This is a genomic window from Streptomyces kanamyceticus (assembly GCF_008704495.1).
Lineage (GTDB): Bacteria > Actinomycetota > Actinomycetes > Streptomycetales > Streptomycetaceae > Streptomyces > Streptomyces kanamyceticus.
The window spans coordinates 2637498-2652563 of record NZ_CP023699.1; the positions used below are offsets into that span (position 1 = coordinate 2637498).

Annotated in this window: 12 protein-coding genes and 1 riboswitch; of the genes, 4 read left to right on the forward strand and 8 right to left on the reverse strand. The window is 73.7% G+C overall.

Features of this window, described 5'->3' with window-relative positions; translation table 11 throughout:
• Positions 1-9: 9 nt before the first annotated feature.
• A complete protein-coding gene (locus CP970_RS10405) occupies positions 10-612 on the reverse strand; it encodes a TetR/AcrR family transcriptional regulator (protein ID WP_055548448.1) in 603 nt (200 codons plus the stop codon).
• Between the two features lie 116 nt (positions 613-728).
• Here CP970_RS10405 and CP970_RS10410 point away from each other — a divergent pair, with 116 nt between their 5' ends.
• Positions 729-1511, forward strand: a complete 783-nt coding sequence (locus CP970_RS10410; protein WP_055548446.1) for an MBL fold metallo-hydrolase — start codon at positions 729-731, stop codon at positions 1509-1511.
• On the opposite strand, the gene CP970_RS10415 is transcribed toward CP970_RS10410, so the two are convergent.
• Positions 1508-1954, reverse strand: coding sequence for a DUF4279 domain-containing protein (locus CP970_RS10415; RefSeq protein ID WP_055548445.1), 447 nt, complete (start codon positions 1952-1954; stop codon positions 1508-1510). The genes CP970_RS10410 and CP970_RS10415 overlap by 4 nt on opposite strands.
• Before the next feature lie 52 nt (positions 1955-2006).
• A complete protein-coding gene (locus CP970_RS10420) occupies positions 2007-3146 on the reverse strand; it encodes a cobalt-precorrin-5B (C(1))-methyltransferase (protein ID WP_055548442.1) in 1140 nt (379 codons plus the stop codon).
• Between the two features lie 17 nt (positions 3147-3163).
• Between CP970_RS10420 and CP970_RS10425 the strand changes: the two genes are divergently transcribed.
• Entirely contained in the window at positions 3164-3910 is a 747-nt protein-coding gene (locus tag CP970_RS10425; RefSeq protein ID WP_055548440.1) for a cobalt-precorrin-6A reductase, read from the forward strand.
• 156 nt (positions 3911-4066) lie between these two features.
• On the opposite strand, the gene cobJ is transcribed toward CP970_RS10425, so the two are convergent.
• From cobJ to CP970_RS10440, 3 genes are all read right to left on the reverse strand, one after another.
• Positions 4067-5533 (reverse strand): precorrin-3B C(17)-methyltransferase, encoded by a 1467-nt coding sequence (gene cobJ, locus CP970_RS10430; RefSeq protein WP_240507348.1) that lies wholly within the window; start codon positions 5531-5533, stop codon positions 4067-4069.
• Positions 5534-5634: 101 nt separating this feature from the next.
• On the reverse strand, positions 5635-6261 hold the full coding sequence (locus CP970_RS10435) for a precorrin-8X methylmutase (protein ID WP_107098953.1): 627 nt from the start codon (positions 6259-6261) through the stop codon (positions 5635-5637).
• Between the two features lie 11 nt (positions 6262-6272).
• Positions 6273-8084 (reverse strand): cobalamin biosynthesis protein CobG, encoded by a 1812-nt coding sequence (locus tag CP970_RS10440; protein WP_317987148.1) that lies wholly within the window; start codon positions 8082-8084, stop codon positions 6273-6275.
• 117 nt (positions 8085-8201) lie between these two features.
• Positions 8202-8339: riboswitch (cobalamin riboswitch) on the forward strand.
• 35 nt (positions 8340-8374) lie between these two features.
• Here CP970_RS10440 and cobN point away from each other — a divergent pair.
• Entirely contained in the window at positions 8375-11983 is a 3609-nt protein-coding gene (gene cobN / locus CP970_RS10445; protein ID WP_055548430.1) for a cobaltochelatase subunit CobN, read from the forward strand.
• 37 nt (positions 11984-12020) lie between these two features.
• Here cobN and CP970_RS10450 read toward each other — a convergent pair whose 3' ends face one another.
• Positions 12021-13277: an amidohydrolase gene (locus CP970_RS10450; RefSeq protein ID WP_055548408.1), complete on the reverse strand. Its 1257-nt coding sequence runs from the start codon at positions 13275-13277 to the stop codon at positions 12021-12023.
• A gap of 133 nt (positions 13278-13410) precedes the next feature.
• Between CP970_RS10450 and CP970_RS10455 the strand changes: the two genes are divergently transcribed.
• A complete protein-coding gene (locus CP970_RS10455; protein WP_055548410.1) occupies positions 13411-14067 on the forward strand; it encodes a histidine phosphatase family protein in 657 nt (218 codons plus the stop codon).
• Between the two features lie 23 nt (positions 14068-14090).
• Here CP970_RS10455 and CP970_RS10460 read toward each other — a convergent pair whose 3' ends face one another.
• Entirely contained in the window at positions 14091-15059 is a 969-nt protein-coding gene (locus tag CP970_RS10460; protein ID WP_055548412.1) for a Gfo/Idh/MocA family protein, read from the reverse strand.
• Positions 15060-15066: the final 7 nt, after the last annotated feature.

The window sequence follows — 15066 nt, forward strand, 5'->3', positions numbered from 1 at the left end:
TGCGTGCGGTCAGGACTGGTCCAGGGCCCGATCAATCGCGCGGCGGGCCCGGCCCGCGGCCGCCCGGTCGTGCTGGAGCTGCATGGCCGCGTTCAGCGCGAGCCCCGCGGCGACGATCTCGAACAGCGCCTGGTCGATGTCGAACCCGGCGGGCAGTTCGCCGTTCTCCACCGCCGCGGCCAGGTCCGCCCGCAGCTGTTCCCGCCAGCGTGACCACACCTCGGCCACCGCGTCGCGGACCCGGCCGGGGCGGCCGTCGTACTCGCTGAGCGCCGCCGTCATCAGACAGCCGCCGGGCAGCAGCGGCGCTTCGAGGTAGCCCACGGAGTTGGCGCACACGGCACGCAGCCGCCGCAGCCCCGGGGGCTCGGTCAGGGCGGGCTCGACCACCCGGTGCCAGAAGTCCACGAACGCCTTGTCCAGCGTGGAGATCTGCAGCGTCTCCTTGGTGCCGAAGTGCTTGTGCACCCCGGACTTGCTCATCTCCAGCTCCTCGGCGAGCCGGCCGATCGTGATGCCGTCAAGCCCTTCCTCCGAGGCGATCTCGGCGGCACGGCCGAGGATCCTGCCCCTGGTGGCCTGCGCTTCGGCCGCTGAGCGTCGTGGTGACATGCGACGAGAATAGCGTACGCGCGTTCGCTATTGCTTTAGAGAACGCCCGTACGCTAAATTTCGGAGCGCCCACGGGGACGGGGGCAACCACCGCGACGGAACATGAGGAGTGCGAGATGCGAGTGCGACGACTGGGCTGGGCCGGGCTGGAGATCGAGGCGGGCGGCGAGCGACTGGTGATCGACTACGTGCGGGACCTCTCACCGCTGTTCACCGGGTGGAAGCCCGGCGTGGGCCTCGCGGCGCCGAGCGGGAAGGCCACCGCCGCACTCGTCACCCACCTGCACCGGGACCACACCGACGCGGCCGCGCTCGCCGACACGCTGACGCCCGGGGCACCGGTGCTGCGACCGGCGCCCGGCCCCGGCGACGACGTGGACAATGTGACGACGCTGCTGGCCGAACGCGAGCTGGCCCTGCACCGGCTGGCCACCGAGGTCGTGGATGCCTGGTCCACCCGCGACATCGGGCCGTTCGGCGTCACCGCGGTCCCCTCCGTCGACGGCCTCGGCGACCCGCAGCTGAACTGGGTGGTGCAGGCCGACGGGCAGCGGGTCTTCCACGGCGGCGACACGATGTTCCACGGCTTCTGGTGGCGCGTCTCGCGCCGGTTCAGCCCGTTCGACGCGGTGTTCCTGCCCGCCAACGGTGCGGTGGTCGACGCACCGCACCTGCAGCCGCCGAGCCCGCTGCCCGCCGCCCTTGACCCGAGGCAGGCCGCCGCGGCCGCGGAGATACTCGACGCCCGGTACGCGGTGCCGATGCACTACGAGGCGGAGCAGCCGGACAAGATCGCGGGCTACGTCGAAACCTCCGACCCGGAGAAGGAGTTCCGTACACACGCCGGACGGCGCGCACACGTGCTGGCCGTCGGGGAATGGCTGGACCTGGCCTCCTAGGCTCCGGCCATGTCGTACTCGTCGATGTCGAGCTCGGCTCCGGTGGTGCTGAGGAAGTCCAGGACCTTGCGGTCCAGGTGCCAGCCGAAGAGGTTGGGGGCAGCCGCCGCGCCCTGCCGGGGTCGGTCGGTGTCGTTGAAGTGGCGCACGACGTGAAGCGCCGCTCCGCCATCGGTGCGGGCCAGCTGCCTGGTGAGGTCCCGGATGCGGTCCGTGTGGGGCTGGAGTCTGTCGAGAATGCGGGTGATCTGTTCGTCGACGCGCAGCCCTGGCTCCCGGCAGACGACCTTCCACGAGTGGTCGACCGGAACCACCGCGGGCTCGGTGAACCGGCTTCCGCGAACAGTCACTTCGTCGGGAGCGATACCCAACTGGGAGGTCATGTCGTCTGCCGAGATGTGCTGGCTGAACAGCGCGAAGTAGGCGTACTGGCGAAGTGGCATCCCGTGGAGGATAGCCGCGCGGAAATCGTCGGTAGAGCCACCTGAGGGCGTCTTAGGAGCGCCCACCGGGAAAGGGCCCGCCGAGCCCGCTCCTGCCCACCACGTTCCCCGCCCTGTCGACGCAGATCACGTCCACCGTCACCGGGGCGCCGCGCAGGACCGCGAGTGCCTCGTCGCGTGCCGTCGTCGCCACCAGGTCGCCCAGCGGGACCCCCGCCGCCTCGCACAGGCGCAGGGCCTCAAGGCCCGTGTTGGCGGCGGCGATGCTCTCGGCGAGGGCCCCGGACGCACCGCCCGTGCGGGCCAGTTCCGCGAGGAAGCCCTTGTCGACCTGGGAGCGGGCCGAGTGCAGGTCGAGGTGGCCCGCCGCCAGCTTGGACAGTTTGGCGAAGCCGCCGCAGATGGTGAGGCGGTCCACGGGGTGACGGCGTACGTACTTGAGGACCGCGCCCGCGAAGTCGCCCATGTCCAGGAGCGCGTCCTCGGGCAGGCCGTGCTCGGCGATCACCGTCTTCTCCGACGTGGAGCCGGTGCACCCGGCGACATGCGTGCGCCCCGCCGCGCGCGCCACGTCCACGCCCCGGCGGATCGAGTCGATCCACGCCGAGCAGGAGTAGGGCACGACGATGCCGGTGGTGCCGAGGATCGACAGGCCGCCGAGGATGCCGAGGCGCGGGTTCCAGGTGGAGCGGGCGATCTCCTCGCCGTGGTCGACGGAGATCGTGATCTCGACGTCCCCGGTACCGCCGTGGCGGCCCGCGACCAGCGCCACGTGGTCGCGCATCAGCTGGCGCGGGACCGGATTGACCGCCGGTTCCCCCACGTCCAGGGGGAGTCCCGGGCGGGTGACCGTGCCCACCCCCGGACCCGCCTTGAAGACCACTCCGGAGCCCGGCGGCAGCCGCCGTACCGTGGCACGCACCAGCGCGCCGTGCGTGACGTCCGGGTCGTCGCCGGCGTCCTTGACGATGCCCGCCATGGCGTACGACGTGGTGAGTTCCTCGGCGGCCAGCGCGAAGGCCGGTGTCTGGCCCTTGGGCAGCGTGATGGTCACCGGGTCGGGGAAATCGCCGGTGAGCAGCGCCGTGTACGCGGCCGTGGTGGCCGCGGTCGCGCAGGCCCCCGTCGTCCAGCCGGACCGCAGACCGGTGTGCTTGAGTTGGGCGCCGCGCCCACCCTTTGCCTCACTCATGAAGGAAACCGAACTCCGTGCACGTATTGATTCTGGGGGGAACGACCGAGGCCCGCCGCTTGGCGGAGCTCCTCGCGGGTGAGGCGGGGCTCCGGGTGACCAGCTCCCTCGCGGGGCGGGTCGCCGCGCCCCGGCTGCCGCCCGGCGAGGTCCGCGTCGGTGGTTTCGGCGGGGTCGACGGGCTCGCCGACTGGCTGCGCGAGCACCGCGTGGACGCGCTCATCGACGCCACCCATCCTTTCGCAGGGACGATCTCCGCCAACGCGGCGGCGGCCGCCGCGCTCGCCCATGTTCCCCCGCTCGCCCTGCGGCGGCCCGGCTGGGTCGCCGCGGACGGCGACGACTGGCGCCCGGTCGGCTCCCTTGAGGAGGCCGCGCGGGCCCTTCCCGGGCTGGGTTCGCGGGTGTTCCTCACCACGGGGCGGATGGGACTCGCGGCGTTCGCCGGACCCGAACTGGCTGGTCTCTGGTTTCTCGTACGTTCCGTCGACGCGCCCGAGCGGCCGATCCCCGCGCGCGTGGAGGTGCTCCTGGACCGGGGGCCGTTCACCCTCGACGGGGAGCGGGAGCTGTTGCGTCGGCATCGGATCGATGTGGTGGTGACCAAGGACAGTGGGGGTTCGGCCACCGCGCCGAAGCTTGTCGCTGCGCGTGAGGCGGGGGTTCCTGTGGTGGTGGTTCGGCGGCCTCCTGGCCCGGAGGGGGTTGCCGCCGTTGCCACGCCGGGGGAAGCCGTTGCCTGGGTGCGGCTGCTGGGTGGGTAAGCGCGGGTCGTTCTGGGCTGGTCGCGCAGTTCCCCGCGCCCCTAACTACCCCGTCCCCACGCCACCCGGGAAGCAGTTCCCCGTGCCACGTAAGGGGCGCGGGGAACTGCGCGAGCAACCGCGACGCGCCCGCAGGGACAACCACCCGCCCCGGCCCTAACCCTCCGGGTAGCGCCGCGGCGTCCAGACGACCTGATCCCCGCCCCCGCGTCGCACGACCTCCGTCTGCGAGGAGCCCACGATCAGCAGCGTGCGCATGTCTACCTCGGCGGGGTCCAGATCGGCCAGGCGGACGATACGGATGCTCTCCTCGGGGCCGCCGACGTCACGGGCGAGAACGACGGGCGTGTCCGGCGCACGGTAGCCGAGGAGCAGCTCCCTCGCCTTGCCGACCTGCCAGGTCCGGCTCCGCGAGCCGGGGTTGTACAGGGCGAGAACGAGATCCGCCGAAGCCGCCGCCGCGAGCCGTTCCGCGATGACCTCCCACGGCTTGAGCCGGTCGGAGAGGGAGAGCGTGGCGTAGTCGTGGCCGAGCGGCGCGCCCGCGCGGGCCGCCGCCGCGTTGGCCGCGGTGACACCGGGCAGCACCCGCACCGGGACGTCCGCGTACGCGTCCTGCGAGGCGACTTCGAGTACGGCCGTGGCCATCGCGAAGACGCCGGGATCGCCGCCTGAGACGACCACGACGCGACGGCCCCGCTGCGCCAACTGCAGGGCGAACTCGGCCCGTTCGGACTCGACGCGGTTGTCGGAGCCGTGCCGGAGCTGTCCGGGGCGGTGCGGCACGCGGTCCAGGTAGGTGGTGTAGCCGACCAGATCGTCCGCGGCGGCGAGCGCGCCGCGCGTCTCGGGGGTCAGCCACAGGGGGCCCGCGGGTCCCGTGCCGACGACGACGACCTCGCCGCGCGCCGGGTCCGCCGAGGCCGCGGGCTCGGGCGCGGGTCCGCCGGTCAGCGGCGCCACCCGGCTCGGCAGCACCGCCACCGAGAAGTACGGCACCGACTCCGGGTCCACGTCGGCCAGTTGGCCGGTGCGCTCCCCCTCCATCGTGGCGCGCTCGACGTAGCGGGCCTCGTCGAGACGGCCCGCGCGCTCCAGGGCGCCGCGCACCTTGCCGAAGGTGCGGCCGAGCTTCATCACGACCGCCGAGTCCGTCGCCGCCAGGCGCGCGGCCAGCTCCTCCCGCGGGAGCGTGCCCGGCAGGATCGTGAGGACCTCCTCGGCCTCCACCAGCGGCTCGCCGAGCCGGGCCGCCGCCGCGCTGACCGAGGTCACGCCGGGGATCACCTCGGTCGGGTAACGGTCGGCGAGGCGCTTGTGCATGTGCTGGTAGGAGCCGTAGAAGAGCGGGTCGCCCTCGGCGAGCACGGCGACCGTGCGGCCCGCGTCGAGGTGCGCGGCGAGCCGGGCGGCGGCTTCCTCGTAGAAGTCGTCGAGTGCGCCCCGGTAGCCGCCGGGGTGGTCCGTGCCCTCCGTGGTGACGGGGTAGACCAGCGGCTCCTCGATGTGGTCGGCGCGCAGGTGCGCGGCCGCGATCGAGCGGGCGATGGAGCGGCCGTGCCGCGCCGAGTGGTACGCGATCACGTCGGCGGAGGCGATGACCTCGACGGCGCGGAGGGTCATCAGCGACGGGTCGCCGGGACCGAGCCCGACCCCGTAAAGCCTTCCCTGCTGGACCTGCTGGGCCTGCTGGGCTTGCTGGGCTTGCTGGGCCTGTTCGGTGTTCACTCCGTCTCGCTCGCAATCGCGTTGATCGCCGCCGCGGCCATGGCGCTGCCGCCGCGACGTCCTCGTACGACCAGGTGCTCGATCCCCGACGCGTGTGCGGCCAGCGCGTCCTTGGACTCGGCGGCGCCGACGAAGCCGACCGGTATGCCGAGCACGGCGGCCGGGCGCGGGGCGCCCTCCTCGATCATCTCCAGGAGGCGGAAGAGCGCGGTGGGCGCGTTGCCGATGGCGACGACGGAGCCTTCCAGGCGGTCGCGCCAGAGTTCGAGGGCGGCGGCGCTGCGGGTGGTGCCGAGCTGAGCCGCGAGGTCCGGCACGGACGGGTCGGCGAGCGTGCAGATCACCTCGTTGTCCGCGGGCAGCCGCTTGCGCGTGACGCCGCTCGCGACCATGTTCGCGTCGCAGAGGATCGGCGCCCCCTCGCGCAGCGCCTTGCGGGCGTCGGCCACCACCTGGGGGCTGTAGGCGAGATCGCGCACGAGGTCGACCATCCCGCAGGCGTGGATCATCCGCACCGCGACCTGGCTGACGTCGGCGGGCAGCCCCGCTAGGTCCGCCTCCGCGCGGATGGTGGCAAAGGACTCGCGGTAGATCGCCGCGCCGTCCTTCTCGTAGTCGAACACTGTGCTCTCGCTCATCTCGTCGTGGTCGTAGGAGTCGTCGTGGTCATGGGGACCGTCGTACGCGTGCTCGCGCGTGCCGTGGTGACCGCCTCGGTCAGGGTGGGTCCCGTGACGGGCACGGCCGAGCCGCCGGTGCGCACGGTCACCTCGTAGCGGCCGTCCCCCGTGGCGAGGACGTCCACCCAGTCGCCGTGCGGATGTCCGCAGCGCCGCTCGCATCCTGACCAGTGGACGGGGAGTCCGCCGTGGCCCGGTACGGCGTCGGCACGGACGTCGGCGAGCGACTTGGCGCAGCCGGGCCGCCCGGTGCAGGCGCCGACGCCCAGCCAGGGCGAACCGGGCTCGGTGACGAACCCGGCGTCGGCCAGCACCCGCAGCCGCTCCCGCGCGGCCTCGTCGGTGAACCCGGGAACGACGAAACCGCGCCAGGGCGTGACGCGCACCTCGTCATCGGGCGCGGGCACCAGGGCCCGCAGCTGGTCCGCGCTGACCCGCCCGAGGGGCGCCTGCACCAGCACGGCGCCGCGCAGGACGCCGGGGGCCGGGGCGGCGATCGAAGTGCCGGAGGGCGAAGCGATGCTCGGGGCACCCGGGGCCGGAACAACGGCCGGACCACCAGAAGCCTGAGCGTCACCCGGAAGACCGGAAGCCGCAGGGCCGCCCGGACTACCGGGAGCCCGAGCGGCAGTCGGAGTACCGGAGGCCGCAGGAGCGTCCGGCGCATCCGGTGCATCCGGTGCATCCGGTGCGCCCGGTGCGCCCGGTGCGCCCGGTGCGTCCGAGGCCGGAACGGCAGCCGAAGAGTCAGCCGTGGCACCGAAAGCCGGAGCGACGGCCGGAGTACCGAAAACCGGAGCAGCGGCCGGGGCGGCGGCAGCCGGAACGTCGGGAGTCGAGGCAGCGGCCCGGCCGCCGAGCGTCGGAGGGTGGGCGAGGGCCGGAGAGCCGCCGAGCGCCGGCGGCGGCGCGGCGAGCGTCGGCGGCAGCGGCGCGGCGAGCGTCGGCGGCAGCGGCGCGGCGAGCGTCGAAGGCGCAGCAAGCGTCGAAGGCAGCGGCGCGGCAAGCGTCGAAGGCGCAGCGAGCCTCGGCGGGCCCGTGAGGGTGCCGGGAATCCCCGCCCCCGTCAGTGCCTCCGCCACCCCCACTCCCTGCCCCCCGGGCAGCTCCCGCACCCGCCAGGCCCCGTTGCCCGCCTCGCGCGCCGCGGCGAGGAACGCTCCCGCCGCGGCCAGTGCCGCACGGGGCGCGTCGGCACCGGGCACCCGGAAGGCGGCGGCGCCGAGCAGGAGCACCGCCGTGCCGCCCGATTCTGCGATCAAGGTCACATCCGCCCCGAGCCCCGCCACGTCCCCCCGCCCGTCGTCCAGGGCGAACAGGAAGCGGCCCGAGAGCTCCGTCGTCCACTCCCGCGCGCAGAGGAGTCCGTCCAGCTCACGGGCCCACAACTGCACGTCGGCATGGCCGAGTCCGTCGATTCCGGCCAGGGGGGACGCCACCACGTTGCGGACGCGTTCATGCCGCTCGGAGGGGAGCAGGCCCGCGTCCGCGAGGAGCGCGGAGAGTTCGCCGCCGCAGGCCTCGCCGAGGCCGCGCAGCTCGACGTTGCCACGCGAGGTGATGCTGAGGTGACCGTCCGCGAGGCGCTCGGCCGCGGTGGCCAGGACCTCTACCTGACGGGACGTCAAGAGGCCGCCGGGCAGCCGGAGTCGGGCCAGCGAGCCGTCGTCGGCGCGGTGCAGGCGGAGGGCTCCGGGGCAGGCGTCGCCCCGGTCACGTATGAGGGATTCGCCCTGTTGTGTGTAGGTTGCTCGGGTGGGCGGCATGGCGGCGAGCATACCCACGCGGATCCGGCGGGGTGCCTCCCGATACCGGCCGTCCCGGCAGGTGGCCGCCCACCGCGACCTGGGCAGGACTTACTATGCAGGCGGCGGGCCGCCAGGTCCGCCGACGCCAGCGACGGCGTGGGTCCACCAGGACCCGAAGGAGGAAGCCCGGTGCGAATCCGGCGCGGTCCCGCCACTGTGAGCCCCACCCGTGTGGGGTGAGCCAGGAACTCCTGCCGTCCAACACGACCACCCGGGGCGCGGACACCCCGAGGAAGGCCTGCGCCCGCATGCTTCTGCTGCTGTCGACCTCCGACACCGACCTGCTCAGCGCCCGTGCTGCGGGGGGTCCCGTCGACTACAGGTTCGCCAACCCCTCCCGCCTCGACCTGGCCGAGCTCCCCGCGCTGCTCGACGGCGCCGAGCTCGTCGTCGTACGCCTCCTCGGCGGTGTCCGCGCCTGGCAGGACGGCCTCGACCAGCTGACCGCGAGCGGCCTGCCGGTCGTCGTGCTCACCGGTGAACAGGCCCCCGACGCCCAGCTGATGGCCTCCTCCACCGTGCCGGTCGGCATCGCCGCCGAGGCCCACGCCTACCTGGCGCACGGCGGCCCCGCCAACCTGGAGCAGCTGGCCCGCTTCCTCTCCGACACCGTGCTGCTCACCGGGCACGGCTTCGAGCCGCCCGCGCCCGCCCCCTCCTGGGGCCCGCTCGAGCGCACCGCCCGTACCGGCATCGAGGGCCCGACCGTCGCGGTGCTCTACTACCGCGCCCACCACATGAGCGGCAACACCGCGTTCGTGGACGCCCTGTGCGGCGCGATCGAGGACGCGGGCGCCCGCCCGCTGCCGCTGTACGTTGCCTCGCTGCGCGCCCCCGAACCGGAGCTCATCGAGGAGCTGCGCGCCGCCGACACCATCGTGACCACCGTCCTCGCGGCGGGCGGCACCAAGCCCGCCGAGGCGTCGGCGGGCGGCGACGACGAGTCGTGGGACGCGGGCGCCCTCACCGGCCTCGACGTGCCGATCCTCCAGGCGCTCTGCCTGACCGGGTCCCGCGCGGCCTGGGAGGAGAACGACGAGGGCGTGTCCCCGCTGGACGCCGCGAGCCAGATCGCGGTGCCGGAGTTCGACGGCCGTCTGATCACCGTGCCGTTCTCGTTCAAGGAGATCGACGAGGACGGGCTCCCGGCCTACGTGGCCGACGCCGAGCGCGCGGCGCGGGTAGCCGGAATCGCCGTACGACACGCCCGCCTCAAGCACATTCCGGCCGCCGACAAGCGCCTGGCCCTGGTGCTCTCCGCGTACCCGACCAAGCACTCCCGCATCGGCAACGCGGTGGGCCTCGACACCCCCGCGTCCGCCGTCGCGCTCCTTCGCAGGCTCATCGGCGAGGGCTATGAGTTCGGTCCTTCGGACGAGATCCCCGGTCTCGTCTCCGGCGACGGCGACGAGCTGATCCGCGCGCTGATCGACGCCGGAGGCCACGACCAGGAGTGGCTCACCGACGAGCAGCTCGCCGCCAACCCGGTGCGCATCCCGGCCGCCGACTACAAGCGCTGGTACGCGACGCTCCCCACGGAGCTGCGGGAGTCCGTCGAGCGGCACTGGGGCCCGCCGCCCGGCGAGATGTTCCTCGACAAGTCCCGCGTCGGCCAGGGCGGCGACCCCGAGGGCGACATCGTGCTCGCCGCCCTGCGCCGCGGCAACCTGCTGATCCTCATCCAGCCGCCGCGCGGCTTCGGCGAGAACCCGATCGCGATCTACCACGACCCCGATCTGCCGCCCTCGCACCACTACTTGGCGGCGTACCGCTGGATCGCGGCCTCCGCCGCGGACGGCGGTTTCGGCGCCGACGCGATGATCCACCTGGGCAAGCACGGCAACCTGGAGTGGCTGCCGGGCAAGAACGCGGGCCTCTCCGCCGCCTGCGGCCCCGACGCCGCGCTCGGCGACCTGCCCCTCATCTACCCCTTCCTGGTCAACGACCCGGGCGAGGGCACCCAGGCCAAGCGCCGCGTGCACGCCACCCTCATCGACCACCTGGTGCCGCCGATGGCCCGCGCCGACTCCTACGGCGACATCGCGCGCCTGGAGCAACTCCTCGACGAATACGCCCAGATCAGCTCCATGGACCCGGCGAAGCTGCCCGCGATCCGGGCACAGATCTGGACGCTGATCCAGGCCGCGAAGCTGGACCACGACCTCGGTCTGGAGGAGCGCCCGGGGGACGACGGCTTCGACGACTTCCTGCTGCACGTCGACGGCTGGCTCTGCGAGATCAAGGACATGCAGATCCGCGACGGACTGCACGTCCTCGGCGCCGCCCCGGCGGGCGCCGACCGCGTCAACCTCGTCCTGGCGATCCTGCGCGCCCGCCAGATCTGGGGCGGCACGACGGCCCTGCCCGGCCTGCGCGAGGCGCTCGGCCTCGACGAGTCGGCGGCCACGCGCGTGAGCGCCGACGAGGCCGAGGACAAGGCCCGCGCCCTGGTCCAGGCGATGGACGACGCGGACTGGGACCTGTCCGCCGTCCCCACCGACCAGGGTGAACAGGTCGCCGCCATCCTGGAGTTCGCGGCCCGCGAGGTGGTCCCCCGCCTGGCCGCGACCACCGCCGAGCTCGACCACGCGGTGCACGCCCTGAACGGCGGCTTCGTCCCCGCGGGGCCCAGCGGCTCCCCGCTGCGCGGTCTCGTCAACGTCCTGCCGACCGGGCGCAACTTCTACTCGGTCGACCCCAAGGCCGTCCCGTCCCGCCTCGCCTGGGAGACGGGCCAGGCCCTGGCCGACTCGCTGCTTGAGCGGTACAAGTCCGACAACGGCGAGTACCCCACCTCCGTGGGCCTCTCCCTGTGGGGCACCAGCGCCATGCGCACCGCGGGCGACGATGTCGCCGAGGCGCTCGCGCTGCTCGGCGTCCGCCCCGTCTGGGACGACGCGTCGCGCCGCGTCACGGGCCTTGAGGCCATCCCGTACGAGGAGTTGGGCCGTCCCCGCATCGACGTGACGCTGCGCATCTCGGGCTTCTTCCGCGACGCGTTCCCGCACACGATCGGGCTGCTCGACGACGCGGTGCGGCTCGCCGCCTCCCTCGACGAGCCCGCCGAGCAGAACCACGTGCGCGCCCACACCCAGGCCGACCTGGCCGAGCACGGCGACGAACGCCGCGCCACCACCCGCATCTTCGGCTCGCGCCCGGGCACGTACGGCGCGGGTCTGCTCCAGCTCATCGACTCGCGCGACTGGCGCACCGACGCCGACCTCGCCGAGGTGTACACGGTGTGGGGCGGCTACGCGTACGGCCGCGGCCTCGAAGGCCGTCCGGCGCGCGACGAGATGGAGACGGCCTACAAGCGCATCGCGGTCGCGGCGAAGAACACGGACACCCGCGAGCACGACATCGCGGACTCCGACGACTACTTCCAGTACCACGGCGGCATGGTCGCCACGGTCCGCGCGCTCAAGGGCACCGCGCCCGAGGCGTACATCGGCGACTCGACGCGCCCCGAGACGGTCCGCACCCGCACCCTGGTCGAGGAGACGTCCCGCGTCTTCCGCGCCCGCGTGGTGAACCCCAAGTGGATCGAGGCGATGCGCCGCCACGGCTACAAGGGCGCCTTCGAACTCGCCGCCACCGTGGACTACTTGTTCGGGTACGACGCGACGACCGGCGTGGTCGCCGACTGGATGTACGACAAGCTCACCGAGACGTACGTCCTGGACCCGACGAACCGTCAGTTCCTCCAGGAGAACAACCCCTGGGCCCTGCACGGCATCGCCGAACGCCTCCTGGAGGCGGAGTCGCGCGGCATGTGGGCCAAGCCCGACCCGGCGGTGCTCGAAGCGCTCCGCCAGGCCTACCTGGAGACCGAGGGCGACCTGGAGGACAAGGGCTGAGCCCGCCTCCCCCTCCGCCGTCGTCGGCGGCCGCCCGTCACCGTGCCGGGCGGCCGCCGAGCCAGGCGAGCGCGGCCGCCGTCAGGGCCGTGACCCCGGTGCTCAGGGTCGGCTCGACGAGCGGTGCGAAGAGCGGCGAGTGGTTGGAGGGGATGTCCCTCTCGAAGGTGCCCGCCCGCTGCGCGGCGAGCACCTCGGCCGGGTCCGCGCCGCCGAACAGCCAGTAGCAGAGCGGGATCTCGGGGTCCGTGGAGGTCGCGAAGTACCCGACGTCCTCGCTGCCGGTGACCGGGCCCGGGTCCATGATCAGGCCGGGGCCGATGACGGCCCCGATCGCGGCCATGGTCCGCTCCACGGCGTCGGCGTCGTTGTTCAGGACGGGGAAGGCGTCGATCTCCGTGATCTCGGGCTCGCGCTCCGCGCCCGCGGTGGCCGCCTCGCCCTTGACGATCCGCTCGACGGCGGCGATGACCTTGGCGCGGGCCTCCGGCGTGTAGGTGCGGATGTTGATCTGCAGTTCGGCCTCGTCCGGGATGATGTTGTCCTTCGTGCCCGCCCGGATCGAGCCGACGGTCAGCACGGCCGTCTCGCCGCCCGCGATCTCCCGGGACACGATCGTCTGCAGCCGCATCACGGTCGACGCGGCCATCACCACCGGGTCGATCGTCGTCTCGGGGCGCGAGGCGTGCCCGCCCTTGCCGAACATCCGCACGCGCAGCGCGTCCGTCGCCGCGAACGCCGGGCCCGCGTGCGCGCCGATCATCCCCGCGGGCATCGGCGCGACGTGCTGGCCGAGGACCACGTCCGGCGTGCCGAACCGCTCGTAGAGACCGTCGTCGAGCATCCCCTGCGCGCCGAGGGCGGCCTCCTCGGCGGGCTGGAAGACGCCGAGGATCCGCCCCGACCAGTCGGCGCGCGCGTCGGCGAGCAGCCGCAACGCGCCGAGCAGGCACGTGACGTGCATGTCGTGGCCGCAGGCGTGCATCACGCCCTCGGTGCGGGAGGCGTACGGCAGGCCGGTGCGCTCGGTCACCGGGAGCGCGTCGATGTCGGCCCTGAGCAGGACGGTGGGGCCCTCGCCGTTCGCCAGGACGGCCACCACGCCGGTGCGGCCGACGCCCGGCGTGACCTCGTATCCGTACGACTTCGCGCGGCGGGCGATCTCGGCGGCGGTGCGGTGCTCCTCGAAGGCCAGCTCCGGGTGCGCGTGCAGATCGCGGTAGAGATCCGCGAGGTCGTCCTTGACGGCGTCGAGGCCGCTCAGGGCGGCGGAGGTCGGGTCGGCTGCGGTCATGTCGCGCTCCTCTGCTCGTGCTGCTCCGCCACTGTACGGACAGGCCGGGCGGCGGAACCGGTGGGCGGCGGGGGACGTCCCTCCCCCTACCGTACGAAGATCGTCAACTGTCAGAGGGAGAGCCGCCCCCGCCGTGACCGTCTCCGCCACCCCCGTCGTCTCCGCCGCCTCCGCCACGCGCCACCTCTACCTCGTCCGGCACGGCGAGGCCACGCCGGACGAGAGCGGCCTGTCCGGAAACGGCCGGCGCCAGGCCGTGCTCCTCGGCGAACGGCTGCGCGACATCCCGCTGACCGCCATCCACCACGGCCCGCTCCCCCGCGCCGAGCAGACCGCCCGCCTGATCGGCGAACAGCTCGACCACGTCCCCACCCACCGGAGCGAACCGGCCGGTGACTACCTGCCGTATCTGCCCACGCGCGACGAACTGCCGCCGGAGTCGGCCGACGAGACCCTGAAGCGGCTCGCCGGGTTCCCCGCCCGCGAGCGCGACGAGGGGCCCGCGCTCGCCCGCGCGGCCATGGACCTGTTCACCGGACCCGTGCCCGGCGACGAACCCCGCCACGAACTGGTCGTCACCCACAACTTCCTGATCGCCTGGCTCGTCAGGGCCGCGCTCGACGCCCCCGCGTGGCGCTGGCTCGGCCTCAACCACGCCAACGCGGCCCTGACCGCCATCCGTTACACGCCCGGCAAGCCCGCCGCGCTGCTCTTCCAGAACGACATGCGGCACCTGCCCGCGGAGCTGCGCTGGACCGGTTTCCCGCCGGAACTGCGTCCCCACGACTGACCGGCCGACGGGACGGGCCCCGGTCAGCGGCGGACCACCCGCGCCCGCTCGCGCAGGTCGCGCAGCAGCCGCGCCTGCTCGACGACGGCCGGATCCGGCGCCGCCCCCGACCGGACAGCTGCCGCGAACGCCCTTACGGTGGCGGCCACTTGGTCGTCAGCGGGCAGCACGATCTCCTCGCTGCCGGTGCGCAGCTCGACCTTGACGCGCGGGCGATGCTCCGCGGGCGGCGTGAAGGCACGCTCCACGGTGATCCGACCGAGGCTGCCCCAGATCTCGTACGCGGAGCGGTAGGCGTGCTCAAGTCCGAAGGTGAGCTGGGCACTTACCCCGTCCGACGTGCTCAGCAGGGCCGTGCCCGCGGTGTCGACCGCCCGCCCTGGACCTTCGGTGAGCGCGGCGCCGAGTACGTCGAGGCCCTCGCCCAGGAAGTGCAGGGCGGCGCGCACCGGATAGACGCCGACGTCCCACAGGGCGCCGCCGCCGAGCTCGGGGCGGTGGCGGATGTCGTCGTGCGGCAGCGGGGGAACGGCGAACGCGGCGTGGAAGGCGCGCGGTTCACCGATGACCCCGTCCGTGATCAGCTTCGCCACGGCGGCGTGCTGGGAGTGGTGGACGAACATGACGTTCTCCATCAGGGCGAGGCCGCACTCCCCGGCCAGGGCGACGAGCCGCCCGGTCTCCCGCCACGACGTGGTGAGCGGCTTCTCGGCGAGCACGTGCTTGCCCGCGCGCAGCGCCGCCTCGGTCCACCGGGCGTGCAGGGCCGCGGGCAGCGGGACGTACACCGCGTCGATGTCGTCCCGCTCCAGGAGCTCCGCGTAGCCGGTCACGGGCCGGGCGTCGTACTCCCCCGCGAGCTCCCGCGCCCGCGCGGCGTCGCGGCTGGCGACCGCCGCGACCGCCAGATCGTCCTGCGCCGCCATCGCGGGCAGCATGCGGCGCCGCGCGATGTCCGCGCAGCCGAGGATCCCGATGCGGATCGTCTTCATGAGCCGT

Excerpts from the sequence above, each read along its gene's own strand:
- CP970_RS10405 (WP_055548448.1), bottom strand. The coding sequence starts at position 612 with ATGTCACCACGACGCTCAGCGGCCGAAGCGCAGGCCACCAGGGGCAGG.
- CP970_RS10410 (WP_055548446.1), top strand. The coding sequence starts at position 729 with ATGCGAGTGCGACGACTGGGCTGGGCCGGGCTGGAGATCGAGGCGGGC.
- CP970_RS10415 (WP_055548445.1), bottom strand. The coding sequence starts at position 1,954 with ATGCCACTTCGCCAGTACGCCTACTTCGCGCTGTTCAGCCAGCACATC.
- CP970_RS10420 (WP_055548442.1), bottom strand. The coding sequence starts at position 3,146 with ATGAGTGAGGCAAAGGGTGGGCGCGGCGCCCAACTCAAGCACACCGGT.
- cobJ (WP_240507348.1), bottom strand. The coding sequence starts at position 5,533 with ATGACCCTCCGCGCCGTCGAGGTCATCGCCTCCGCCGACGTGATCGCG.
- CP970_RS10440 (WP_317987148.1), bottom strand. The coding sequence starts at position 8,084 with ATGCCGCCCACCCGAGCAACCTACACACAACAGGGCGAATCCCTCATA.
- cobN (WP_055548430.1), top strand. The coding sequence starts at position 8,375 with ATGCTTCTGCTGCTGTCGACCTCCGACACCGACCTGCTCAGCGCCCGT.
- CP970_RS10450 (WP_055548408.1), bottom strand. The coding sequence starts at position 13,277 with ATGACCGCAGCCGACCCGACCTCCGCCGCCCTGAGCGGCCTCGACGCC.
- CP970_RS10460 (WP_055548412.1), bottom strand. The coding sequence starts at position 15,059 with ATGAAGACGATCCGCATCGGGATCCTCGGCTGCGCGGACATCGCGCGG.